Origin of the sequence: Mycobacterium sp. NPDC051804 (assembly GCF_044452905.1) — a bacterium.
Classification (GTDB): Bacteria; Actinomycetota; Actinomycetes; order Mycobacteriales; family Mycobacteriaceae; genus Mycobacterium.
In genome coordinates, this window is record NZ_JBITCD010000001.1 from 68,068 (window position 1) to 91,984 (window position 23,917).

The window sequence follows — 23,917 nt, forward strand, 5'->3', positions numbered from 1 at the left end:
TGGTCTCAAGATGGGTGCCACTTTGATGACTACTTCGGGTACCACTTCTGGTCCGGAGCTGTTGGTCGAACTCGATCGGACAGCGTCGGCCCCACTGCATCACCAACTCGCCAACGGCCTGCGTGACGCGATCCGCACCGGCCGCCTGATGCCGCACGCCCGGTTGCCGTCGAGCCGCGTCCTCGCCGCCGACCTCGGGGTTTCGCGCAGACTCGTCGTCGACGCCTACAGCCAACTGATCGCGGAAGGATTTCTGCTCAGCAGGCACGGTTCGGGAACCCGCGTCGCGACCGTCGACGTGGCGGCCACGCCCGTTCGCCGATCCGCCGAACCGGCACGCTTGGATGTCGACTTCTTCCCCGGATCGCCGGACCTGTCCAGCTTTCCGCGGCACTCGTGGCTGCGGGCGCTTCGACAGGGGCTCGCGGGCCTCGAGTCAGACGCGTTCGGATACGTCACTCCCCAGGGCCTGCTGGAGACCCGCGTCGCGATCGCGGACTACCTGCGTCGCACCCGTGGTGTGCTGGCCGATCCGCGGTACATCGTCATGTGTTCCGGCGCGACACAGGCCATCGCGCTGCTCGGGCAGACGCTGCGCGGCACGCCGCTGGCGATGGAGGATCCGGGATTCTGGCAACACCGAAAGATATTCCGTCACAACGGTATCGAGCCCATCGCCGTTCCCGTCGACGACGACGGCATCGACGTCGACGCCCTCGTGAGCAGCGGTGCAACAGCGGTGCTGACCACTCCTGCGCACCAGTCACCGACGGGCGTCGTCCTCTCCGCCCCGCGGCGAACCGCGCTCATGGAGTGGGCCCGCGCCGGACATCTGGTCATCGAGGACGACTACGACGCCGAATACCGTTACGACCGTGCGCCTGTCGGCTCGCTGCAGGGCATCGCACCCGACCGCGTGGTCTACGTGGGGTCGACGAGCAAGACGTTGGCCCCCGGCTTGCGCATCGGCTGGATGGTGTTACCCCCGCACCTCGCCAAGACGGTGGTGTCGTCGAAATGGCTTGCCGACACCGGAGGTTCGGTGATGGATCAGGTGGCCTTTGCGCAGTTCCTGTCGTCGGGCGAATACGACCGGCATCTACGGCAAATGCGCAGGCGTTACCAGATCCGACGGACGGCGCTGTTGAACGCGCTGGCACGACATCTGCCCGATGCGACCGTGCTGGGCGCCGCGGCGGGAGTCCATCTCACCGTCCGATTCCCCGACGGCTTTCCCCTTGATGATCTTGTCGCGCACGCCGAGAAGATGCGGATCCGGGTCGAGCCAGTAAATCGGTGCTATGCCGAACCCGCCACGGCACCACCGGGATTACTGCTCGGATACGCCAACCTCACCGAGTCGCAGATCGAACGGGGAGTACGGGAGTTGGCCCGGGGGTTGGGTTAGCTTCCGCCGCATCCACCGCCACCGCCACCGCATCCGCCGCCACATCCGCCGCCGCCACAACCTCCGCTGCCGCACCCACCGCCACTGTCGGAACCACCGAAGCCGATGTAGCCCGCGCCCGCGGCACCGCCCGACCCGGCGGCCCACCTGTTGCGACGCTGTTGAGCCTTCATTGCCCGACGATTACGTGGACTGTGCAATTCCATATGGCTTCGGCGATAACGCTCTTCGGCTGATTCGCCCTTTCTGTCGAGGCGGCTACTCCACAGCAGCCACCCCACCAGCACCAGTGAAAACAGGACCAACCCCGAGAGACCGATCGCGGCCCCCACCGCTGCACTCATGGACGAAGACTAATGCCGGTTCCGTCACCGGCCTAGTGTGGAATCGCTATGGGATTGTTAAGGTTTCGGCTCGACCCGATACCGCAGATTTGTCACTTGTGTCGCATACGTAACGTCTAGTCGCTTTAGACGCACCAGGTCACCGCCCGGGTGGTCGAAGAGTCGGGTGCCGTCGCCCAGTAATACGGGCAGCACGCTGACGATCACCTCGTCGAGCACACCCGCGGCCAGGCATTGCGCGGCGACGCTGGCACCCAGGATGTTGACGTATTTGTCGCCCGCCGCGGCAGCGGATTGCGCGATGGCCGAATCGATGTCGGCCACGAACGTCACTCCCGGTACCGGTGCGGTAGGCCGTCGATGCGTCAACACGAACTGCGGACCGTCCCATCCGCCACCGAACGCCTCACCCTCCCCGTCACGACCTTTCATCGGGTCGTCGCCGCCGAACGTGCGGTTGCCGACCAGCAGGGCACCGGTCTGCGCGATCAAGTCATCGACGACGGGATTGGGCCCGAGATAAGCGGCCATCCATGACATGTCGCCGTCAGGTCCCGCGATGAAGCCGTCGAGCGACATCGCCGCCGAATACATGAAGTTCGCCATGGGAGTGCTGACCAGCGGATCGCCCTGAAGTCATCGCGATGTGGCGGTGGCGGAGGGATTTGAACCCCCGGACGGTTTTAGCCGTCTCTCGCTTTCAAGGCGAGTGCATTAGGCCGCTCTGCCACGCCACCGTCGACAAGCGTACTGGTGGTCGCGGGCGGCTCAGACGCGGCCGAGCTTCGCGGGCGGTGCCGCAGTCTTGAGCGCGACGCTGATGCGCCTGCAGTTCTCTCCCATCGCCGCGATCTGCGGACGCGATAGCCGGCCGAGGAAGTGCGCTCGCACGCCTTCGCCGTACGTCGCCATCGCTTCTCGGACCGCGGTCCTGCCCTCGTCGGTGATGGTGGCGAGCACGCCGCGGCCGTCGTCGGGGCTCGCACCGCGCCGCACCAGACCCTGTAGTTCCAAGCGACGGATCTGGCGCGTCACGCGGCTTGGCAGCGACATCAGACCGTCGGCCAAATCCCCCATCCGCGATGACCCCGTCGCGGACTTGTCCAAAATGTCGAGCAGACGCACATCGTTGAGAGTCAGATGATGTTCGTCCAACAGCGACCGATTGAGAGTCGCGTACATTCGCAGAGCCGAGTCGAGGAAGTTTTGCCACGACCTCTGTTCGGCGATATCCAATCCGGGCATATCACTGGCTGTGCGCCCCCCGATGATCCGCTCCATTCGGCAATGGTAAATCTCAAAGTCGTTGCTGGGGCAGGAACATACAGACGTGTTTCCGCAGGCTAGTACCCTTATTTGAATGCATTCGATCGTGGTGGCCAGCAAAGGCGTATTGACCTGGCAAGAAACTACTGACACCGAGCCGGGCCCGGGTGAAGTCCTGATCAAGATCAGCGCCGCCGGGGTCAACCGCGCCGACCTTTTGCAAGCCGCGGGCAATTATCCGCCGCCTCCAGGCGCCAGCGAAACACTCGGGCTCGAGGTGTCGGGGACCATCGCCGGGCTTGGCGACGGGGTCACCGGCTGGGACGTCGGGCAAGAGGTTTGCGCATTGCTGGCGGGCGGGGGTTACGCCGAGTACGTCGCCGTGCCCGCCGCGCAGGTGATGCCGGTCCCGGAATCGGTGTCGCTGCATCACGCCGCCGCCCTGCCCGAAGTCGCGTGCACGGTCTGGTCGAACCTGGTGATGACAGCGGGCCTGGAAGCGGGCCAACTCCTGCTTGTCCACGGCGGCGCCAGCGGTATCGGCACGCACGCAATCCAAGTCGCCCGGGCGCTCGGATGCCGCGTTGCGGTGACGGCCGGAGCTAAGAACAAACTCGATCTATGCGCGGAGCTCGGCGCCGAGATCACCATCGGATACCGCGACGAGGACTTCGTCGAGCGCGTGCGCGCGGAAACCGACGGTGCCGGCGCTAACGTGATTCTCGACATCATGGGAGCGTCCTATCTCGACCGCAATGTCGACGCACTCGCACCCGACGGCCGCCTGGTGATCATCGGCATGCAGGGCGGAGTCAAGGGCGAGCTGAACATCGCCAAGCTCCTCGGCAAGCGAGCCGGGGTGATCGCAACCGCGCTACGGTCGCGCCCGGTGACGGGACTCTCGAGCAAGGGTGAGATCGTCAGCGAGGTGGTCGCCAACGTCTGGCCGCTGATCGCCGGCGGTGAAGTGCGTCCGATCATCGGCGCCGAGTTCGGAATAGAGCAGGCCGCCGCCGCGCATGAACTGCTGGAGTCCGGCGAGGTATCCGGGAAAATCCTTCTGCGCGTAGCAGATTGACGTCTTAGCCCACGTCGGCCGAGCCGACAATTCAGCCGAGCGACGCTAGCGCGCGCACGAGCTGGTCCACTTCGGCGGTCGTCGTGTAGTGGGCCAGCCCGACGGTGACGGCGCCGCCGATGTCGTTGACACCGATGACGTCGAGCACGCGCGAACTCGCATTCGCGATCGCGAGGACGCCGTTGTCAGCCAGCCGCTGCACCACCCGCTCGGCGGGCACGTCGCTGACCGCGAAACTGAGTACGGGTATCCGGATTTCGGGTCGCCCGATCACCATGACCGCGGGCAGTGACCGCAGCGACATCTGCAGGTAGTCGAACAGTCGATTCATATAGGACGACGCCGATTGCATTGACGTGGCGAGTCTTTCGCGACGAGTGCCCTGCGCCGCCTCGTCGAGTGAGGCCAAATATTCGACACTGGCGACGACCCCGGCGAGCAGGCCGAACTGATGCGACCCGACTTCCAGCCGGGCAGGGCCACGGGCATACGGGTTCAGCGACACCGAGCTGAACGAGTCGATGATCGAGGGATCGCGGAACACCAGCGCGCCGATCGGCGGACCACCCCACGCGAGCGCGTTCACCGCGACCACGTCCGCGTCGATCTCGTCGATGTCGATCAACCGGTAGGGCGCGGCAGCGGAATGATCCACCACCACCAGGCCGCCGTTGTCGTGCACCAGCTTGGTCACCGGCCGCAGATCCGTGACGGTGCCCAGCGTCGACGATGCCGAGGTGATGGCGACGAGTCGGGTGGGCGCCGTGATGAGGCCTTCCCACTGCCAGCTGGGCAGCTCGCCGGTCTCGATGTCGACCTCGCCCCACTTGACCTTGGCGCCATAGCGGTTGGCGGCCCGCAGCCACGGGGCGATATTCGCTTCGTCATCCAGCCGGGTGACCACAGTCTCGTATCCGAGACCGACGCGAGCAGCGGAGGCGTCAGCAAGAGAGGTGAGCAGCACCGCCCGGTCCGAGCCGAGCACGACACCCTCGGGGTCCGCACCCACGAGGTCGGCCACCGCCTGGCGGGCGGCTGTGAGCACCGCCGCACTGCGCTGAGCCGACGGATGTGGTCCAGTGGACGTGGGCATCGAACCTCGAAAGGCGGTCGATACGGCCCTCGCGACGGCGTCGGGCAGCAGCATGCCGTTCTGGGCGTCGAAGTGCACCCAACCGTCGCCCAAAGACGGGTGCAGGCCACGCACCCGGGCGACGTCGTATGCCATGCCAGCCCACCTTAAAGCGTCCTTGAATTGCACTACCGGACACGATCTCGGACGATGCCCGGCTTCCACCCGTTGTTACGCAGCCGGGCCCGAAACGGGTCACCTGGCGAGCCATACTAGTGCAGCGGCTTCCGGGTTCGGAGTGCTCATAGCACTTTGTGGCTGATGGTGCCGGAGCTGTAGATGAATGCATTCACAGGCCCCGGACTGCGAGTTCGCCAAGGCCGACGGGCTAGTGTCGCTACTGCATCGCCCATTGGCGCGGAGAGGGACATGACAGCCAACAACGACGACGACGGCATCGAGATCATCGGCGACCCGCGCATGGCGACGCAGGAGGAGGCCGACGGTAAATCGCTGACCGACCTGGTCGAGCAGCCCGCGAAGGTGATGCGGATCGGGACGATGATCAAGCAGCTGCTCGAGGAGGTGCGCGCAGCACCGCTCGACGACGCGAGCCGCAACCGGCTGCGTGAGATCCACCGGACCAGCATCGCCGAGCTCGAGGACGGCCTGGCGCCCGAACTGCGCGACGAGCTGGAGCGCCTGACCCTTCCGTTCACCGAGGACGGCGTTCCCTCGGACGCCGAGCTCCGCATCGCACAGGCGCAGCTCGTGGGCTGGCTCGAGGGACTGTTCCACGGCATCCAGACGGCGCTGTTCGCCCAGCAGATGGCCGCGCGCCAGCAGCTCGAGCAGATGCGGGGCCAGGGTGCGCTTCCCCCGGGAATGGCCGGACCCCGCGGCGGCGCCGGGACCGGTCAGTACCTCTAGGAGCCTGTTCGTGGCCCCCCACATCGAGACGCGCGACGCCTGGGTGGAATTTCCCATCTTTGACGCCAAGTCGCGGTCGTTGAAGAAGGCGTTCCTCGGGAAGGCCGGCGGCGCGATCGGTCGCAACGAGTCCAACGTCGTCGTCATCGAGGCGCTGCGCGACATCACGATGTCGCTGGAACTGGGCGACCGCGTCGGTCTCGTCGGGCACAACGGCGCGGGGAAGTCGACGCTGCTGCGGTTGCTGTCCGGCATCTACGAACCCACCCGGGGCGTCGCGACGGTGACGGGCCGGGTGGCGCCGGTGTTCGACCTCGGAGTCGGCATGGATCCCGAGATCACCGGGTTCGAGAACATCATCATCCGAGGACTGTTCCTCGGACAGACGCGTAAGCAGATGCTGGCCAAGGTCGACGAGATCGCGGAGTTCACCGAACTGGGTGACTACCTGTCCATGCCGCTGCGCACGTATTCGACCGGCATGCGGGTGCGTCTGGCGATGGGCGTGGTCACCAGCATCGACCCTGAGATCCTGCTGCTCGACGAGGGCATCGGTGCGGTGGACGCCGACTTCCTGAAGAAGGCACAGTCGCGGCTGCAGAGCCTCGTCGAGCGCTCCGGCATCCTGGTATTCGCCAGTCACTCCAATGAATTCCTGGCGCGGCTGTGCAAAACCGCGATGTGGATCGACCACGGCACCATCAAGATGACCGGCGGCATCGAGGACGTGGTGCGCGCGTACGAGGGCGAGGACGCCGCCCGTCACGTGCGCGAGGTCCTCGAGGAGACGCGGTCGGCGTGACCGGCCCCATCGTGTGCGCGGTGGTGGTCACCCACCGGCGCCCCGACGAACTCGCCAAGTCGCTGGAGGCGGTGGCGGCCCAGACGCGAGTGCCCGACCATTTGATCGTGGTCGACAACGACAACGACCCACGCGTGGCCGAACTCGTTGCCGGCCAACCGCTTCCGACCACTTATCTCGGCTCCCACCGAAATCTCGGCGGTGCAGGGGGTTTCGCGCTCGGGATGCTGCACGCACTTTCGCTCGGCAGTGACTGGGTGTGGCTGGCGGATGACGACGGACGGCCCGCCGACTCCGAAGTGCTCGGCACGCTTCTTGCGTGCGCGGGGAAGCATGAGCTGGCCGCGGTGTCGCCGATGGTGTGCGATATGAACGACCCTGGGCGACTGGCGTTTCCGCTGCGCCGCGGCCTGGTGTGGCGGCGTCGGGTCGAGGAACTGCGGACCGAGGCGTCCACCGATCTGCTTCCCGGTATCGCGTCATTCTTCAACGGCGCCCTGTTCCGTGCGTCGACGCTGGAAGTCACCGGCGTGCCCGACCTTCGGCTGTTCGTGCGCGGCGACGAGACGGAACTGCATCGCCGCCTGGTGAGGACCGGACTGCCGTTCGGCACGTGCCTGGACGCGGTGTATCTGCATCCGCAGGGCGGCGACGAGTTCAAGCCGATTTTGGGCGGACGGATGCACACGCAGTACCCGGACGATACGGTCAAGCGGTTCTTCACCTATCGCAACCGCGGATACCTCCAGTCGCAACCGGGCATGCGGAAGCTGGTGTTCCAGGAGTGGGTACGGTTCGGCTGGTACTTCCTGGTGTCACGTCGCGATCCCGCAGGGCTGATGGAGTGGATTCGGTTGCGGCGCATGGGCCGTAAGGAGAGGTTCGGGAGGCCTGCACCGTGACGTTCACCGACGCTGCCGCGCAGTCGAAGACGTTCAACCGGGCCTGGGGCGACCTGGTCGCGGGTTTCGGCAAGCGCGAGCTGTGGTTTCACCTGGGCTGGCAGGACATCAAGCAGCGCTACCGCCGGTCGGTGCTTGGGCCGTTCTGGATCACAATCGCAACCGGTGCCACCGCGGTCGCCATGGGCTTGTTGTACTCGAAGCTGTTCAAGCTGCCGCTCGAGGAGCACCTGCCTTACGTCACGCTCGGTCTGATCGTCTGGAACCTCATCAACGCCTCGATCCTCGAGGGCGCGGAGGTCTTCATCGCGAATGAGGGCCTCATCAAACAGCTTCCGACACCTTTGTCTGTTCACGTGTATCGACTGGTGTGGCGGCAGATCATCCTGTTCGGCCACAACATGATCATCTTCGTGGTCATCGCGTTCATCTATCCGAAGCCGTGGACGTGGCCCGACCTGGCGGTCGTTCCGGCGCTGTTCCTGATCATCTTGAACTGCGTGTGGGTGTCGCTGTGCTTCGGCATCCTGGCGACGCGGTACCGCGACATCAGCCCGCTGCTGGTCAGCCTGGTTCAGTTGCTCTTCTTCATGACGCCGATCATCTGGAACGAGTCGACACTGCAGCAGCAGGGAGCCGGAGACTACGCCCGGATCGTCGAACTGAATCCGCTACTGCACTACCTGGACATCGTGCGGGCACCGCTGCTCGGTGCCGACCAGGAGGTGCACCACTGGGTCGTGGTCATCGTGCTGACGATCGTCGGCTGGGCGTTCGCTGCGTTCGCGATGAGGCAGTACCGGTCGCGCGTGGCGTACTGGGTCTAACCCTTCTTCGGGAGTTATCCCCAATCGCTGTTTTATCCACAGGTTGGGGTTGAACTGCTGGTTTGGTGTCGGCCGGGCAACTAGTGTCGAAACTATGTTCGATTCGTTGGTGGCAGCAGCCCTCGGTAACCGCGGTGTGGCGGCGGTGGGGGCGTGGGCACGGGTGGAGAACGCCTCGTGTGCGCGACGGCTGTTCGCCACCGCTGACGAGTTGGAACGGATGTGGGCCGCTGACGGGTCTGAGGAACGTGAGCAGTGGTGTCTGGACAACTGGGCTGCCGTCGCGGCGTCGGTGGCCGCCGCCCAGAACGTGTCGTTGGGCGTGGCGTCGCATCAACTCCTGATCGCCACCGAGTTACGCGAACGCTTGCCCCGGGTGGCCGAGGTGTTCGCCGCCGGCACCATCAACTACCGGTTGATCTCGGCGATCGTGGCGCGCACCCGGCTTGTCTCCGATCCCGAGGCGATGGCCAAAGTCGACATCGAGATCGCCGCCCGCATCCACGAATGGGGCGTGTTGTCGGCAGAGAAGACCGACGCCGCGATCGACGTCTGGGTCGACCGCTATGACCCCGCCGCGGTGCGGCGCACCGAATACGCCGCCCGCGGGTGTCACGCCGATGTCCACAAACCTCAGGACGGCACGGGCACTGCCTCACTGGACGCCGTCCTGCTGGCCTCTGACGGCGACGCGCTCGATCAACGACTGGATGCGATCGCGGCCACGGTGTGCGACAACGATCCCCGCACCCTGGATCAGCGCCGCTCCGCGGCCCTGGGCGCCTTGGGCCACCGCGCCGATCGGCTGGCTTGTCTGTGTGAGAACCCCGACTGCGACGCCAAAGACGCCACGCCGAGCACCGTCGTCGTGCACGTCATCGCTCGCGAAGAGTCCCTGACCGATGACACCCCCGTCCAGTTGGACGGCACCGCAACACCTGAAATCAACGGCAAGCCGCTCAGCGAGATCACCATCAAAGAAGCCTTCTCCCCGCAACCACCGCAACCCACGGTCATCGCCCACACCCCACCGGCGGCGCTACTGAGCGGCGGGATGCTGCCCGCCCCCCTGCTGGCCGCGAAAGTGGCGGGTATCGCGAAGATCGTGCCCATCGTGCATCCCGGCGATGCGCCACCGGAACCGCGCTACATTCCCTCAGCGGTGTTGGCGACGTTTGTGCGGTGTCGGGATATGACGTGTCGGTTCCCGGGCTGTGATGAACCCGCCCACCGTTGCGATATCGACCACACCCTCGCCTACCCCAACGGCCCGACCCAGGCGTCGAACCTGAAGGTTCTATGCCGAAAACATCACTTACTCAAGACATTCTGGGGCTGGCAGGATCAACAGCTCCCCGACGGCACAGTCATATGGACCTGCCCCCAAGGGCAGACCTACACCACCCATCCGGGCAGCCGACTCCTGTTCCCGACCCTATGCCGGCCCACCGCACCCGTCACCGTCGTGCACTCCGACACACCACACACCGCCGCCCGCGGCTTGGCCATGCCCCGACGCACGACCACCCGCGCGCAGAACCGCGCCCAAGCCATCAAAGACGAACGACAATTCAACCAAACCCTCCTCCAAACCCAAGCCGAACAACGAGCCCGCGAACAGGAACAGTCACAAAAACCCAGAACCGACTGTGAGAGCGCCTATTTCCCAACGCGGCCACCACCGCCCGGGGACGACCCGCCGCCGTTCTGAAACCCGCTTCTATGCAGACGTCGCGAAGAGGTGCCACTCGCCGGGCACTCCCTTGAGCCCGTGTACGCCGCGGTCCTCGAACTGCAGACCTGACCCAATCACCAAGTCGTGCAACGTGCGTGAGACCAGTACCTCGCTCGGTCCGGCCAGTGCGCTGACGCGTGCGCCGATGTGCACGCCGATCCCACCGATGTCCTCACCGCGGACCTCGCATTCGCCGGTGTGCAAACCGGCACGCACCTCAATACCCAGCGACTGCACCGCGTCACGAATCGCCATCGCGCAGCGGATCGCTCGCTGCGGGCCATCGAACATCGCCAAAAAGCCGTCGCCCGTGCTGTTCACTTCACGGCCCCGGAAGCGGATGAGTTGCGACCGGACGATGGCGTCGTGCGCGTCGAGCAAGGCGTGCCAGTCGCGGTCACCCATCGCTGCGGCGCGTCGGGTTGAGTCCACGATGTCGGTGAACAGCACCGTGGCGAGGACCCGATCATCGGCCACGTCGGCCTGCTCGCCGGTGAGAAATTGGGCGATCTCCTGAAACGAAGCCCGCCACGGCTCGACGCAGTGCCACATGTTGCGACCCGGCAGCTCAACGTACTTTGCGTCCGGAATGTGGTCTGCGACGTACTTGACGTGCGCGGGCGGGATGAACGGGTTGTCGGCGTGCTGGACGACCAGGGTGGGCACTCGGACTGTCGGCAGGACCGGCCGCACGTCCTGTCGAGCGAGAGGCACCATCACAGCGAGGGCCCGTGGGCTCGCCGCCAGGCGTTCGTGTCGGGCCCACGCTGCCCGAATCTCCTCGTTCCACGGCATGTCCGGATTCAAGACATGCTGGATCTCCCCCGTCCCCCACAAGGCGACCCAGGCAGCGAGCACGTCTTCGAGATCGGCATTCTCCGACGGATTTGCACTGCCTTCAAGCACGACCAGCGCGGCTGTGCGGGACGGATGCGTCGCGGCGAACAGCGCCGATGTAGACAACGAGCCGACGCTCGCGAGAAGAACCGCCTGCGAACTCCCAAGGTCGTCCAACACTGCTGTGATGCTGTCGGCCCATTGCTCCAACGTCGGTAGCGCGCCCGGCTCGACGGGATCAGACGCTCCCGAGCCCGGCTGGTCGAAAAAGATAAGCCGTCCAAGAGACGTCATAGCCTCGACCCACCCCTGAGTTGACGGCAGCTCAGGGAAGAGTTCGCAGCACGTGAACCAGTGCGGGACGAACACGATGTCGCGCTCACCCTCGGGCGAGGCCCGGTAGGCGACGCGCAAGTCCCCGTTCATCGCGTAACGCGTCTCGGAGAACACGGCGGAAGTGTAAGCCGCGCAGCAGGTCAAGCGGTGCGTATCGGCAGCGTTTATGCTGCTCACAAGTGTTCCTTGAAGCGTACTTCAGCCAGTCAGAGCCATTACTTACTCAAGACGTTCTGAGGCTGGCAGGATCAACAGCTCCCGGACGGCACTGTCGTGTGGTCCTGCCCACAAGGGCAGACCTACACCACCCATCCCGGCAGCCGACTGCTGTTCCCGACCCTGTGCCGCCGCACCGCCCCGCCGCCCGCATATAACCAGGCCGCCCTCCGAGCCGAAGCCGAGCAACGCGCACGCGAACGCCAACAGCAGGATCCCGGAACTGATTGGGGGAACTAATATTTCCCCTCCCGGCCGCCCCCAAGTGACGACGACGACCCACCACCGTTCTAGCGGCAGCGCGATCGAGTCCCGTCGATTTCAAGTCGCGCGAACAACCTTTAGCCCGGCTATGCTGCGCGCGGGGGCGGACCTGCTACAGAAGAGAGTTCTCTATGCCCGACTCCCAAGCTCCCTGCGACACCATCGTTCTCGTGCACGGCCTCTGGATGACGCCGCGTAGCTGGGAAGGATGGAAGGCGCACTACGAGGAGAAGGGATACCGGGTCCTGACGCCGGCTTACCCCGGCTTCGAGATCGAGGTCGAGGAACTCCGCAAGAATCCGGACATCATCGCGAACCTGACCGTTCCGGAGACCGTCGACCATCTCGCCAGTGTCATCGAATCCGTCGACGTACCGCCGATCATCATCGGCCACTCCTTCGGCGGCACGCTGACCCAGCTGCTGCTCGCGCGCGGGCTCGGTGCCGCGGCCGTCGTCGTCGACTCCGCGCCCACCGAGGGCGTTCGGGTCAATCCACTGTCACAGGTGAAGTCGTTGTTCCCGGCATTGAAGAATCCGGCGAATATCCATCGGGCCGTGGGATTCACCCAAGAGGAATTCCACTACGCCTTCACGAACACCCTCAGCCGCGAAGAGTCCGACAAGGTATGGGAGCGCTACGCCATCCCAGCGCCGGGCAACTGGGTGTGGGTCTACGGCTTGATCGCCAACTTCAAGCCGGGCCACCAGGAGACGTGGGTCGACTACACCGCCGACCGGGCACCGCTGCTCTTCATCGGCGGCGAGAAGGACCACATCATGCCGCCCGCGGTGAACAAATCCAACGCCAAGCACTACGAAAAGTCGCCCGCCGTCACCGAGTACTTCGAGTTCGCAGGCCGCGACCACTGGACCTGTGCGGCCCCCGGCTGGGAAGCGGTCGCCGACCACGCGCTCGACTGGGCCCTGGCCTACGCCGATACCAAGCCGCGTGGCAGGCACACCGCCTAATTGCCCAGAGGCTCCCAGGCACTTCCCAGGTTGCTCTAGCGTTATCGCGATATGAGCATCCCGCCATATGAACCCCCGCCGCCTCCTCCGTCCGCCGGTGCAGGGAACACGCTGTCGTGTCCCAAGTGCGCCGGAATCATGAAGACGTACGAGCGCAACGGCATCCACCTGGAGCAATGCGACACCTGCCGCGGCATTTTCCTCGATTTCGGCGAGCTCGAGTCGCTGACCCAGATGGAGAACCGGTTCGTCCAGTCCGCGCCGCCTCCCCCGCCGCAGCAACAGGGTTACGGCGGGCAGCAGGGCTACGGCGGCTACGACTACGGTCCCGGCTGGGGACACCGCGGCAACAAGCACTACCGCAAGCAGGGCTTCGGCCGACTGTTCTTCTCCAGCTAGGCCATCCGCGCGCAGGCCGCCATCAACAGCTCGTCGTCGCGATGGTGTGCGGCGGCCTGCACCACCGCGGCCCTCGCGAACGGTTCGAGCACCGGCCACGGATCACCAGCGGGCAGTGCCGGACCGTCGCCATCGCGATACGCGTCGACGAACGCCGTCCAGTCGTCGTCGGGGATCAAGCCCGCCGCCCAAAAACCGGCCGGCCGGGCCAAGTCCCACGCCGGGTCGCCCACGCCGAGATCGTCGACATCGATCAACAGCCACGGCGGCTCGGCATCCCGACGACCGAGCTGACCCAGGTGGAAATCGCCATGCACCACCGCCAAAGGCCGTCCCGCGGAGCCCGCGCGCCACGCCGCCTGGGGCAGGGCCGCGGCCGCCCGCCGGACCGTAGCGTCGGGGCTCTCCCGCAACACTTCCATCGCACGCCGAAGCCGCTGCGGCCAACCATGCTGCGGCACCCGCCCGGCCGGCTCCTCCCGGTGCAGACGGGCCAGCAATCCACCAGCCTCGGCCCACGGCAGGCATTCAGGTTGCTGCACAACGGTTTCCACGTATGGCCACGCGGTGCGCCAGCGGTCACCGACCTCGAGGGGTTGCGTCGACAGCGGTGACAGCAGCGCTGGCGAGGCCGCGGCGACCCGCAACCGTGTGGCCAGCTGACGCGGATCGGTGCCCGGCCGGTGCAGCTTGTACACCACCGCGTCGTCGCCAGAGCGATCGACGAGGATCTCCGCACCGGACCGGGTCAGCACCCCTCGACCGTATTACCGAGTGGGCGGCTGAATGCGGACGGCGACGTTGATGCGGTTCCACGCATTGATGGTCACCGCCATCGCGATCACCTGTCCGAGCTCGCGGTCGGAGAACACCTCCGCCGCCCGCTGGTAGACGTCGTCGGGGACATGGCCGTCGCCGAGTTCGGTGATCGCCTCGGTCAGCGCCAACGCCGCGCGCTCGCGTTCGGAGAACAGGGAATCCGCCTCTTGCCACGCCGCCAGAACATCGAGCTTCTGCGTGCTCACGCCATGCTTGCGCGCATCCCGCGTGTGCATGTCGAGGCAGAACGCGCAATGGTTGATCTGCGACGCCCGGATCTTGATGAGCTCTCCGAGCTCGACATCGAGGTCCTTGGCCGCCGCAGTGCTCAGCGCCATCATCGCGTCGTAGAGCTCCGGCGATGTGTTGTAGATCTTGATTCGTTGTACGGATTCTGAGGTTTCCAATGTCGTTGTCATGGCATCAACGCTAGTGCCGAAAATCCCATGTACATGGTTAACTTCATCCATGATTTCGTGGGCCAATCCCGGCAGACGTGACCTCCATCTGGACCTGCGCGAAACCATCACCCCCGGCGCGCGAGGCGCCAGGGAACTGCTGCTCACCGCACTGCGCGACGCCGTTCGGTCCGGCCGACTGGCCGCCGGAACCATGCTCCCACCGTCCCGGTCCTTGGCCACCGACCTCGGATTGGCCCGCAACACCGTCGCCGAGGCGTACGCCGAACTGGTCGCCGAAGGTTGGCTCGCGTCGCGACAAGGCGCGGGCACCTGGGTCGTCAACACCGGTGGCGCCCAACGTCCCGCCCGTCCGCGAGGCATCAGGGTCACGCCCACACACAACCTGATGCCCGGCAACCCCGACGTCGCGGAGTTCCCGCGCAGCGAGTGGGCGGCCGCCACCCGACGTGCACTCACCAACGCCCCCACCGAGTCGCTGCGCATGGGCGATCCGCGCGGCAGGCCCGAACTGCGCGACGCGCTCGCCGACTATCTCGCGCGCGTGCGCGGCGTTCGGACCTCACCGGAGTCGATCGTCATCTGTGCCGGCGTGCGGCATGCCGTGGAACTCATGGGCCGCGTCTTCGGGACCCAACGCCCCATCGCGGTCGAGGCCTACGGGCTCTTCGTATTCAGAGATGCACTGCAAGCGATGGGAATCTCAACCGTCCCAATAGGTCTCGACGAACGCGGCGCGATGGTCGCCGAGCTCGACCAGCTCGACGTGCCTGCGGTGCTCCTCACCCCGGCCCATCACAATCCCTACGGGATGCCGCTGCATCCGTCGCGGCGCACCGCCGTCGTCGAGTGGGCCCAACGCACCGACGGCTACGTCATGGACGACGACTACGACGGCGAGTTCCGCTACGACCGCCAGCCGGTCGGCGCGCTGCAGGCGCTGAGTCCCGAACGCGTCGTCTATCTGGGGTCCGCCAGCAAGAGTCTGTCGCCCGTGCTCCGGCTGGGCTGGATGGTGCTGCCGACCGACCTCGTGGACGCCGTCGTCGAAGCCGAGGGCGGGTCCCAGTTCTACGTGGATGGCATCGCCCAGCTGACGATGGCCGAGTTCATCACCAGCGGCGGCTACGACAAGCACATCCGCCGCATGCGTATGCGCTACCGGCGGCGCCGCGATCTCGTCGTGCAGGCGCTGTCGCACGCCGACATCGAGATCCGCGGGCTCGACGCCGGACTGAACCTGACCCTCACGCTGCCCGACGGCACCGAACACGAAGTGCTGCAACGCGCAGGGGAGGCCGGCATCGGGCTGCAGGGGCTCGCGATCATGCGTCACCCGCAAGCCGGGCCCGACGTCCCGCGTCCCGACGGGCTCGTCGTCGGGTTCGGCACTCCGGCCGACCACGCGTTCCCCGCTGCCCTCGACGCGTTGCGCGCCGTGCTGAACGCCAGCGGAGTCGGTGGCTGAGCGGTTGGTGGCTAAGCTGCCCGGGTGACCGAGCCCCCGTTGCGACCCGACCTGAGTCTCGGTACGCAGATCTGGCGCTTCATCGTCACCGGTGGCTTCAGCGCAATCGTCGATTTCGGCCTCTACGTCCTCCTCTACAAGGGCGCCGGTTTGCAGCCCGACCTGGCCAAGGTCATCGGCTGGATCGCGGGCACCACGACGGCATACCTGCTCAACCGGCGGTGGACCTTCCAGGCGCCGCCCAGCACAGCACGACTGGCCGCGGTGTGGGCGCTGTACATCACGACCTTCGTCGTCCAGGTGGGGCTGAACCACCTGTTCCTTGAGCTGCTGGACTACACGCCGACCGCGGTCGTGGTCGCGTTCGTCATCGCGCAGGGCACCGCGACGGTCATCAACTTCGTCGTACAGCGGGCCGTCATCTTCAGGTTGCGCTGAGTTTCAGGCGCCGGGCCGAAACGACCCGCACGGTACCCTCGTCACGATGTTCGACAACCTTCCGACGACCTCGCGCGCCCTGACCGGGTTCGGGCGCACCGCACCGTCGGTCGCTCAGGTGCTGTCCACCCCCGACGTCGAACTGATCGCCACTGCGGTCCGTGAGGCCAACGATCCGAGTGCGTCGAGCCCGGCATTCCTGCGTCGCGGCGTGCTCGCGCGCGGCCTCGGCCGGTCCTACGGCGACCAGGCGTGCAACGGCGGCGGCCTGGTGATCGACATGACCGCGCTGAACCGCATCCATTCGATCAGCGCGGAAACCGCGGTCGCCGACGTCGATGCCGGGGTCAGCCTCGACCAGCTGATGAAGGCGGCACTGCCGTTCGGGCTGTGGGTACCGGTGCTGCCCGGCACCCGGCAGGTCACCGTCGGCGGCGCCATCGCCTCCGACATCCACGGCAAGAACCACCACAGCGCGGGCAGCTTCGGCAACCACGTGCAGTCGATGGACCTGCTGATGGCCGACGGCGAAGTTCGCACCCTCACGCCAGACGGACCGGAAAGCGAGTTGTTCTGGGGCACTGTCGGTGGCAATGGTCTGACCGGCATTGTGGTGCGTGCCCGAATCGCCATGACGCGCACCGAAACCGCCTACTTCATCGCCGACGGCGTAGCCACCAAGGACCTCGACGAGACCATCGCCGTCCACCAAGACGGCAGCGAGGACAACTACACCTACTCCAGCGCCTGGTTCGACCTCATCAGCCCGCCGCCCAAACTCGGCCGCGCCGCGGTCAGCCGGGGCAGCCTCGCGACCCTGGACCAGTTGCCGCCCAAGCTGGCAAAGAATCCGCTGAAATTCGATGCACCGCAACTGCTCACGGTGCCCAACGTCTTCCCGATCAGCGCGATGAACAAACTGTCGTTCATGGCGATCGGGGAGGTCTACTACCGTCTCGGCGGCACCTACAGCGGCAAGATCATGAACTTGTCGCAGTTCTACCACATGCTCGACCTGGTCGGCGGATGGAATAACGCTTACGGCCCAGCGGGTTTCGCTCAGCATCAGTTCCTGGTGCCGCCCGATGCGCTCGAGGAATTCAAGGCGATCATCCGCTGGATCCAGACCCGAGGGCAGTACTCGGCGCTGAACGTGTTCAAGCTGTTCGGCCCGGGAAACCGTGCACCGCTGAGCTTCCCGATGGCAGGCTGGAACGTCGCCATGGACTTCCCCAACAAGGCCGGAGTCAACGAATTCCTCAACGAACTCGACGACCGTGTGATGGAGTTCGGCGGGCGCGTCTACACCGCGAAAGACTCCCGTGTCACCGCGGAGAGGTTCCACAAGATGTATCCGCGCATCGACGAGTGGATCGCGTTGCGCCGCAAGGCCGATCCGAACGGCGTGTTCGCATCCGATATGGCCCGACGCTTGGAGCTGCTGTAAATGGTTCTTGATGCCACCGGTAATCCCCAGACCATCCTGCTGTTCGGAGGTACCTCCGAGATCGGGCTGGCGATCTGTGAGCGCTACCTGCGCAACGCCAAGGCCCGCATCATCCTGGCCGACCTCGCCGGACACCCGAAGCGCGACGACGCCATCACCCAGATGGAGGCCGCCGGAGCGAAGTCCGTCGAGTGGATCGACTTCGACGGTGTCGACACCGAGAGCCACCCCAAGGTGATAGACGCGGCCTTCGCGGGTGGGGATGTCGACGTGGCCATCGTGGCGTTCGGCTTGCTGGGCGACGCCGAGGAACTGTGGCAGAACCAGCGCAAGGCAGTGCAGATCGCCGAGATCAACTACACCGCCGCGGTTTCCGTCGGCGTGCTCCTCGGCGAGAAGATGCGCGCGCAGGGCTTCGGCCGGATCATCGCGATGAGCTCGGCCGCCGGTGAGCGGGTGCGGCGCTCGAACTTCGTCTACGGATCGACCAAGGCCGGTCTCGACGGCTTCTACCTTGGACTAGGAGAAGCGCTGCGCGAGTTCGGTGTTCGCGTGCTGGTGATCAGGCCTGGCCAGGTGCGCACGGGCACCACGATCGCGCACTGGAAGGCCACCGGTGCCAAGGAAGCCCCGTTCACCGTCGACAAGGAAGATGTCGCCGAACTGGCGGTCGCGGCGTCGGCCAAGGGCAAGGAACTGATCTGGGCGCCAGGAGCATTCAGGTACGTGATGATGGTGATCCGGCACATCCCGCGCAACATCATGCGCAAGTTGCCGATCTAGACATGCGGGGCGCGCTGGCCACCCTGGGCCAGATGGCCGTGGCGGTCATCATTGCCGTGACCGTTACCGCGGTGTCCCTCGTCGCGATCGCGCGGGTGGAGTGGCCCGCCTACAACTCGTCGAACCAGCTGCACGCGCTGACGACAGTCGGCCAATTCGTCTGTCTGGCTGGACTGTTCGCGTGTGGGCTTCTCTGGCGGCGGGGTCGACGCGTGCTGGCCCGGCTCGGGACGGTGCTGTTCCTGTCCGCGTTCTCGGTGGTGACGCTCGCGATGCCGCTGGGCGCGACGAAGCTCTACCTGTTCGGCATCTCCGTTGACCAACAGTTCCGCACCGAGTACCTCACCCGGCTGGCCGACAGCCCCGCGCTGCACGACATGACCTACCAGGGTCTGCCGCCGTTCTACCCGCCCGGCTGGTTCTGGATCGGCGGCCGCATGGCCGCGCTGAGCGGGACGCCGGCGTGGGAGATGTTCAAACCCTGGGCGATCATCTCGATCACCGTCGCGATCGCGTTGGCATTCGTGTTGTGGGCCGCGATGATTCGCTTCGAGTACGCGCTCGTCGTGACGACCGCGACCGCCGCGGCCACGCTGGCGTACTCACCCGCCGAGCCGTACGCCGCCGTCATCACCGTGCTGCTGCCGCCGGTCTTCGTGCTGGCGTGGTCGGGGCTGCGCGGCGGGACACGTGATCGGGAGGCGGGCGGGAGAACGCGGAGCGGCTGGGCGGCCGTCATCGCGACCGGTGTGTTCCTCGGCGTCGCGGCGCTGTTCTACTCGTTGCTGCTCGGCTATGCCGCGTTCACGCTGGCGATCATGGCGTTCGTCCTCGCCGCCGCGCGCCGCTCTTTCAATCCGCTGCTCAGATTGCTTGTCATCGCGGTGATCTCGGCCGCCATGTGGCTGATCGGTCTCGGCCCATGGCTGCTGGCCGCAAGCAAGGGCACGCCCGCCGAGTCCGGCACCGCGATGCACTACCTGCCGGAAGCGGGTGCGAATCTCGAGTTCCCGATGCTGCGCTTCACCCTGCTCGGTGCGCTGTGCATGCTCGGCACGCTGTGGCTGGTGTGGCGGGCCCGTTCGTCGACCCGCGCGGGCGCACTGACCGTCGGGGTGCTCGCCGTCTACGCGTGGTCCCTGCTGTCGATGCTCACCACGCTCGTCGGCACCACCCTGTTGTCGTTCCGCTTGCAGCCGCCGCTGACCGTGCTGCTGGCCGCGGCGGGCGCCTTCGGCTTCATCGAAGTCAGTCTCGCGATCGCCCACCGATACCAGCCCGAAACGGCCAAGCGCGTCGTCGCCGCCGCAGCAGCGCTCGGCACCGTCGGCGCGCTGACCTTCGCCCAGGACATTCCCGACGTCCTACGGTCCGACATCGTCGTCGCCTACACCGACACCGACGGCTACGGCCAGCGGGCCGACCGACGCCCCCCGGGCGCCGAGCGCTATTACCGCGAGATCGACGCCAGGATCGGCGAGGTGACGGGCCGCCCACGCGACGAGACCGTCGTACTCACCGCGGACTACAGCTTCCTGTCCTATTACCCCTACTACGGTTTCCAGGGGCTGACGTCGCACTACGCCAACCCGCTCGCCCAATTCGAGAAGCGTGCCGACGCCATCGAGGGCTGGGCCACGCTGACCGACGCCGACCAGTTCATCGAGAGCCTCGACGCGCTGCCGTGGAAGGCGCCTGACGTCTTCCTGATGCGCCGCGGCGCCGACGACACCTACACCTTGCGGCTGGCGTCGGACGTCTATCCCAACCAGCCCAACGTGCGGCGCTACCACGTCGCACTCGACGAGGCACTGTTCGACGATCCGCGCTTCGACGTGTCCGAGATCGGGCCGTTCGTGCTGGCCATTCGGCTGCCCAATTAAGATCACTCCCCGTGACCGCCGCCGGGAGTAACCACCGGGCTGCACGGCTCATCGCCGTTGTCGCCGGTTTGGTCGGAGCGGCGCTCGCGATCGCCACCCCCCTGCTACCGGTGACACAGACCACCGCGCAGCTCAACTGGCCGCAGAACGGGGTGCTGCAAAGCGTCGACGCACCGCTGATCGGATACGTCGCGACCGACCTGACGATCACCGTGCCCTGCAGCGCCGCGGCGGGCCTTGCCGGACCGCAGAACCGCGGCCGCACCGTGCTGTTGTCGACGGTGCCCAAGCAGGCGCCCAAGGCGATCGACCGCGGTCTGCTCATCGAGCGGGTCAACAACGACCTGCTCGTCATCGTCCGCAACACCCCGGTGGTGAGCGCACCGCTGAACCAGGTGCTCAGCCCTGCGTGCCAGGAGCTGACGTTCACCGCCCAGGCTGACAAGGTGACGGGCGAATTCGTCGGTCTGGAGAAAGCGCCCAATTCTGACGATCCCGGTGCACCCTTGCGCGGTGAGCGCGGTGGCTACGACTTCCGCCCGCAGATCGTCGGCGTCTTCACCGACCTGTCCGGTCCGGCGCCGCCCGGACTGCAGTTCTCGGCGACGCTGGACACCCGTTACAGCAGCTCCCCGACGCTGCTGAAGCTGCTGGCGATGATCGTCGGGGTGGCGATGACGCTCGTCTCGCTCGGCGCCCTGCACGTGCTGGACACCGCCGACGGCCGATCGGTCAAACGATTCCTGCCGCCGCGATGGTGGTCGGTCAAACCGTTGGACGGCGTGGTCACCGCGGTGCTGGTGTGGTGGCACTTCGTCGGCGCCAACACCGCCGACGACGGCTACATCCTCACGATGGCGCGGGTGTCTGAGCACGCCGGCTACATGGCGAACTATTACCGGTGGTTCGGCACCCCCGAGGCACCGTTCGGCTGGTACTACGACCTCTTGGCCCTGTGGGCCCACGTCAGCACCAACAGCGTCTGGATGCGGCTGCCCACTTTGGCGATGGCGCTGGCGTGCTGGTGGGTGATCAGTCGGGAAGTACTGCCGCGACTGGGCCAGGCCGTCAAGACCAGCCAGGCTGCGGCGTGGACGGCGGCGGGCTTGTTCCTGGCGTTCTGGTTGCCGCTGAACAACGGCTTACGTCCCGAACCCATCATCGCGCTCGGCATCCTGCTCACGTGGTGCTCGGTGGAACGGGGGGTGGCCACCAGCAGGCTGCTTCCAGTGGCCATCGCGATCATCATCGGTGCGCTCACGTTGTTCTCGGGGCCCACGGGTATCGCCGCGGTCGGTGCCCTGCTCGTCGCGGTCGGCCCGCTGAAAACCATTGTGGCCGCGCATACTTCGCGTTTCGGATATCTGGCGCTGCTCGCCCCGATCCTCGCGGCGTGCACGGTGACGATCTTCCTGATCTTCCGCGACCAGACGCTGGTCAGCGAGCTGCAGGCCAGCACGTTCAAGTCGGCGGTGGGCCCGAGTCTGAGCTGGTTCGACGAACACATCCGCTACGAGCGCCTGTTCACCACCAGCCCGGACGGTTCCGTCGCTCGCCGATTCGCGGTGCTCACCCTGTTGCTGACGCTTGCGGTGTCGGTCGCGATGTCGTTGCGCAAGTACCGGATTCCGGGGACCGCGCTCGGCCCCAGCCGTCGCATCATCGGCATCACGGTGATCTCGTTCCTGGCGCTGATGTTCACCCCGACCAAGTGGACGCATCACTTCGGGGTGTTCGCCGGGTTGGCCGGATCCCTTGGCGCGCTGGCGGCGGTGGCCGTCACCGCGGCCGCAATGCGCTCTCGGCGCAACCGTTCGGTGTTCGCCGCCGCGGTGCTGTTCGTGATGGCCCTGTCGTTCGCGACTGTCAACGGGTGGTGGTACGTCTCCAACTTCGGGGTGCCGTGGAGCAATGAGTTCCCGGAGTGGAAGTTCGGTTTCACCACCTTCTTGCTCGGACTCTCGGTCGTCGCGCTGCTGCTGGCGGCATGGTTCCACTTCTCGGGACGAGATGTGTCGCCGCCGGGTCCACCGACCCGCTGGCAGCGGATCATCCAGTCGCCGTTGGCGATTGCGACGTGGGTGCTGGTCGTGTTCGAGGTGGCGTCGCTGACGCTGGCGATGGTCGACCAGTATCCGGCCTGGAGTGTCGGCCGATCCAACCTCGAAGCGGTAGCGGGTAAGACCTGCGGGATGGCCGAGGACGTGCTCGTCGAGCAGGATCCGAACACCGCCATGCTGCGGCCGGTCGACACGCCTGTCGGTGACGCGCTGGGTGCGGTGACCGCGGAAGGCTTCGGCCCCAACGGAATTCCATCTGACGTGTCGGCTGACGAGGTGAATTCCGGTCCGGGCACGGCGTCCAATTTCGCCGATACCCCCGAAGCCGAGGAGACCGCCGGCGAGGCGGGCACCGAGGGTGGCACCACCGCCGCCGCGGGCGTCAACGGCTCACGCGCCCGCCTGCCCTACGGCCTCGACCCGGCCACCACCCCGGTGCTGGGCAGCTGGCGCAGCGGCACCCAGCAGCCCGCAGAACTACGTTCGGCGTGGTACCGACTGCCGTCTCGGGACGACGCCGGTCCCTTGCTCGTCGTCGCCGCCGCCGGCCGCTTCGATCCAGGCGAGGTCACGCTGCAGTGGGCGAACGACGCACAGGCAGAGGCGGACGAGCCGGGCGGCGGGATCGGCTTCGCCGACGTCGGCGCGGTGCCGGCCTGGCGCAACCTGCGCGCTCCGATGGCCGCCATCCCCGACGACGCCACCCAGGTACGGCTGGTCGCGAAGGACGACGATCTCAACTCGCAGCACTGGATCGCACTGACCCCGCCGCGCATTCCGCAACTGCGCACGCTGCAGGACGTCGTGGGCACCCAGGATCCGGTGCTGCTGGACTGGCTGGTTGGCCTCGCGTTCCCGTGTCAGCGCCCGTTCGCCCACCAGTACGGCGTCACCGAGGTGCCGAAGTGGCGGATCCTGCCCGACCGGTTCGGCGCCGAGGCGAACTCACCGGTGATGGACTACCTCGGCGGTGGTCCGCTGGGGATCACCGAACTACTGGTGCGGGCCACCACTGTGCCCAGTTATCTGAAGGACGACTGGTTCCGCGACTGGGGTGCACTGCAGCAGCTGACACCGTGGTACCCGAATGCCGAGCCGGCGAGGTTGGAGCTGGGAACGGCCACGCGCAGCGGGCTGTGGAGCCCGGCACCGCTGCGACTGTCCTGACAGCGCTGTCGTAACCGCACGGCGAAAATCCGGCCCGGATCACGCC

At 66.4% G+C, this 23,917-nt stretch carries 22 protein-coding genes and 1 tRNA gene; 15 read left to right on the forward strand and 8 right to left on the reverse strand.

Features of this window, described 5'->3' with window-relative positions; translation table 11 throughout:
• The first annotated feature begins 25 nt into the window (after positions 1 to 25).
• Positions 26 to 1,408, forward strand: coding sequence for a PLP-dependent aminotransferase family protein (locus ACIA48_RS00375; protein WP_396726447.1), 1,383 nt, complete (start codon positions 26 to 28; stop codon positions 1,406 to 1,408).
• Here ACIA48_RS00375 and ACIA48_RS00380 read toward each other — a convergent pair.
• The 4 genes from ACIA48_RS00380 to ACIA48_RS00395 form a co-directional block, all read right to left on the reverse strand.
• Positions 1,405 to 1,752 (reverse strand): hypothetical protein, encoded by a 348-nt coding sequence (locus tag ACIA48_RS00380; protein ID WP_396726450.1) that lies wholly within the window; start codon positions 1,750 to 1,752, stop codon positions 1,405 to 1,407. The genes ACIA48_RS00375 and ACIA48_RS00380 overlap by 4 nt on opposite strands.
• A gap of 57 nt (positions 1,753 to 1,809) precedes the next feature.
• The gene (locus ACIA48_RS00385; RefSeq protein WP_396726453.1) at positions 1,810 to 2,358 is read right to left on the reverse strand and encodes a dihydrofolate reductase family protein; all 549 of its coding nucleotides are present in this window, start codon (positions 2,356 to 2,358) and stop codon (positions 1,810 to 1,812) included.
• A 41-nt stretch (positions 2,359 to 2,399) separates the two neighbouring features.
• Positions 2,400 to 2,489 (reverse strand) — tRNA-Ser (locus ACIA48_RS00390).
• Between the two features lie 31 nt (positions 2,490 to 2,520).
• Positions 2,521 to 3,033 (reverse strand): MarR family winged helix-turn-helix transcriptional regulator, encoded by a 513-nt coding sequence (locus tag ACIA48_RS00395; protein ID WP_396726456.1) that lies wholly within the window; start codon positions 3,031 to 3,033, stop codon positions 2,521 to 2,523.
• Between the two features lie 79 nt (positions 3,034 to 3,112).
• Between ACIA48_RS00395 and ACIA48_RS00400 the strand changes: the two genes are divergently transcribed.
• Positions 3,113 to 4,096, forward strand: coding sequence for an NAD(P)H-quinone oxidoreductase (locus tag ACIA48_RS00400; RefSeq protein ID WP_396726458.1), 984 nt, complete (start codon positions 3,113 to 3,115; stop codon positions 4,094 to 4,096).
• Between the two features lie 31 nt (positions 4,097 to 4,127).
• Here ACIA48_RS00400 and ACIA48_RS00405 read toward each other — a convergent pair whose 3' ends face one another.
• The gene (locus ACIA48_RS00405; RefSeq protein WP_396726461.1) at positions 4,128 to 5,324 is read right to left on the reverse strand and encodes a cysteine desulfurase-like protein; all 1,197 of its coding nucleotides are present in this window, start codon (positions 5,322 to 5,324) and stop codon (positions 4,128 to 4,130) included.
• 273 nt (positions 5,325 to 5,597) lie between these two features.
• Here ACIA48_RS00405 and ACIA48_RS00410 point away from each other — a divergent pair, with 273 nt between their 5' ends.
• From ACIA48_RS00410 to ACIA48_RS00430, 5 genes are all read left to right on the forward strand, one after another.
• Positions 5,598 to 6,098 carry a bacterial proteasome activator family protein gene (locus ACIA48_RS00410; RefSeq protein ID WP_396726464.1) on the forward strand — a complete coding sequence of 167 codons (501 nt, stop codon included), beginning with the start codon at positions 5,598 to 5,600 and terminating at the stop codon, positions 6,096 to 6,098.
• 4 nt (positions 6,099 to 6,102) lie between these two features.
• Complete coding sequence (locus ACIA48_RS00415) at positions 6,103 to 6,900, forward strand: ABC transporter ATP-binding protein (protein WP_396728411.1); 798 nt, start codon at positions 6,103 to 6,105, stop codon at positions 6,898 to 6,900.
• Between the two features lie 8 nt (positions 6,901 to 6,908).
• Positions 6,909 to 7,802, forward strand: a complete 894-nt coding sequence (locus tag ACIA48_RS00420) for a glycosyltransferase (RefSeq protein WP_396728413.1) — start codon at positions 6,909 to 6,911, stop codon at positions 7,800 to 7,802.
• Positions 7,799 to 8,629 (forward strand): ABC transporter permease, encoded by an 831-nt coding sequence (locus ACIA48_RS00425; RefSeq protein WP_396726467.1) that lies wholly within the window; start codon positions 7,799 to 7,801, stop codon positions 8,627 to 8,629. Before ACIA48_RS00420 ends, ACIA48_RS00425 begins: the two co-directional genes overlap by 4 nt.
• 94 nt (positions 8,630 to 8,723) lie before the next feature.
• Entirely contained in the window at positions 8,724 to 10,340 is a 1,617-nt protein-coding gene (locus ACIA48_RS00430) for a DUF222 domain-containing protein (RefSeq protein ID WP_396726470.1), read from the forward strand.
• Positions 10,341 to 10,349: 9 nt separating this feature from the next.
• Here the strand turns inward: ACIA48_RS00430 and ACIA48_RS00435 are convergent, their stop codons facing one another.
• Positions 10,350 to 11,651, reverse strand: coding sequence for an adenylate/guanylate cyclase domain-containing protein (locus ACIA48_RS00435; RefSeq protein ID WP_396726473.1), 1,302 nt, complete (start codon positions 11,649 to 11,651; stop codon positions 10,350 to 10,352).
• 497 nt (positions 11,652 to 12,148) lie between these two features.
• Here ACIA48_RS00435 and ACIA48_RS00440 point away from each other — a divergent pair, with 497 nt between their 5' ends.
• Complete coding sequence (locus ACIA48_RS00440) at positions 12,149 to 12,988, forward strand: alpha/beta hydrolase (protein ID WP_396726476.1); 840 nt, start codon at positions 12,149 to 12,151, stop codon at positions 12,986 to 12,988.
• Positions 12,989 to 13,039: 51 nt separating this feature from the next.
• Positions 13,040 to 13,387: a zf-TFIIB domain-containing protein gene (locus tag ACIA48_RS00445; RefSeq protein ID WP_396726479.1), complete on the forward strand. Its 348-nt coding sequence runs from the start codon at positions 13,040 to 13,042 to the stop codon at positions 13,385 to 13,387.
• Here ACIA48_RS00445 and ACIA48_RS00450 read toward each other — a convergent pair.
• Positions 13,384 to 14,142, reverse strand: a complete 759-nt coding sequence (locus ACIA48_RS00450) for a phosphotransferase family protein (protein ID WP_396726482.1) — start codon at positions 14,140 to 14,142, stop codon at positions 13,384 to 13,386. The two genes, ACIA48_RS00445 and ACIA48_RS00450, sit on opposite strands and share 4 nt — an antisense overlap.
• A gap of 12 nt (positions 14,143 to 14,154) precedes the next feature.
• The gene (locus tag ACIA48_RS00455) at positions 14,155 to 14,625 is read right to left on the reverse strand and encodes a carboxymuconolactone decarboxylase family protein (RefSeq protein WP_396726485.1); all 471 of its coding nucleotides are present in this window, start codon (positions 14,623 to 14,625) and stop codon (positions 14,155 to 14,157) included.
• Positions 14,626 to 14,674: 49 nt separating this feature from the next.
• On the opposite strand from ACIA48_RS00455, the gene ACIA48_RS00460 reads away from it, so the two are divergent.
• From ACIA48_RS00460 to ACIA48_RS00485, 6 genes are read left to right on the forward strand one after another with little or no spacing between them, the layout of a single operon-like run.
• On the forward strand, positions 14,675 to 16,093 hold the full coding sequence (locus tag ACIA48_RS00460; protein WP_396726488.1) for a PLP-dependent aminotransferase family protein: 1,419 nt from the start codon (positions 14,675 to 14,677) through the stop codon (positions 16,091 to 16,093).
• A gap of 24 nt (positions 16,094 to 16,117) precedes the next feature.
• Positions 16,118 to 16,531, forward strand: coding sequence for a GtrA family protein (locus ACIA48_RS00465; RefSeq protein WP_396726491.1), 414 nt, complete (start codon positions 16,118 to 16,120; stop codon positions 16,529 to 16,531).
• Positions 16,532 to 16,577: 46 nt separating this feature from the next.
• Positions 16,578 to 17,978 (forward strand): FAD-binding protein, encoded by a 1,401-nt coding sequence (locus ACIA48_RS00470; protein ID WP_396726494.1) that lies wholly within the window; start codon positions 16,578 to 16,580, stop codon positions 17,976 to 17,978.
• Positions 17,979 to 18,761 (forward strand): decaprenylphospho-beta-D-erythro-pentofuranosid-2-ulose 2-reductase, encoded by a 783-nt coding sequence (locus tag ACIA48_RS00475; protein ID WP_396726497.1) that lies wholly within the window; start codon positions 17,979 to 17,981, stop codon positions 18,759 to 18,761.
• Between the two features lie 2 nt (positions 18,762 to 18,763).
• Positions 18,764 to 20,644 carry a galactan 5-O-arabinofuranosyltransferase gene (locus ACIA48_RS00480; RefSeq protein ID WP_396726500.1) on the forward strand — a complete coding sequence of 627 codons (1,881 nt, stop codon included), beginning with the start codon at positions 18,764 to 18,766 and terminating at the stop codon, positions 20,642 to 20,644.
• Between the two features lie 11 nt (positions 20,645 to 20,655).
• A complete protein-coding gene (locus tag ACIA48_RS00485) occupies positions 20,656 to 23,871 on the forward strand; it encodes an arabinosyltransferase domain-containing protein (RefSeq protein WP_396726502.1) in 3,216 nt (1,071 codons plus the stop codon).
• The last annotated feature ends 46 nt before the right edge of the window (positions 23,872 to 23,917 follow it).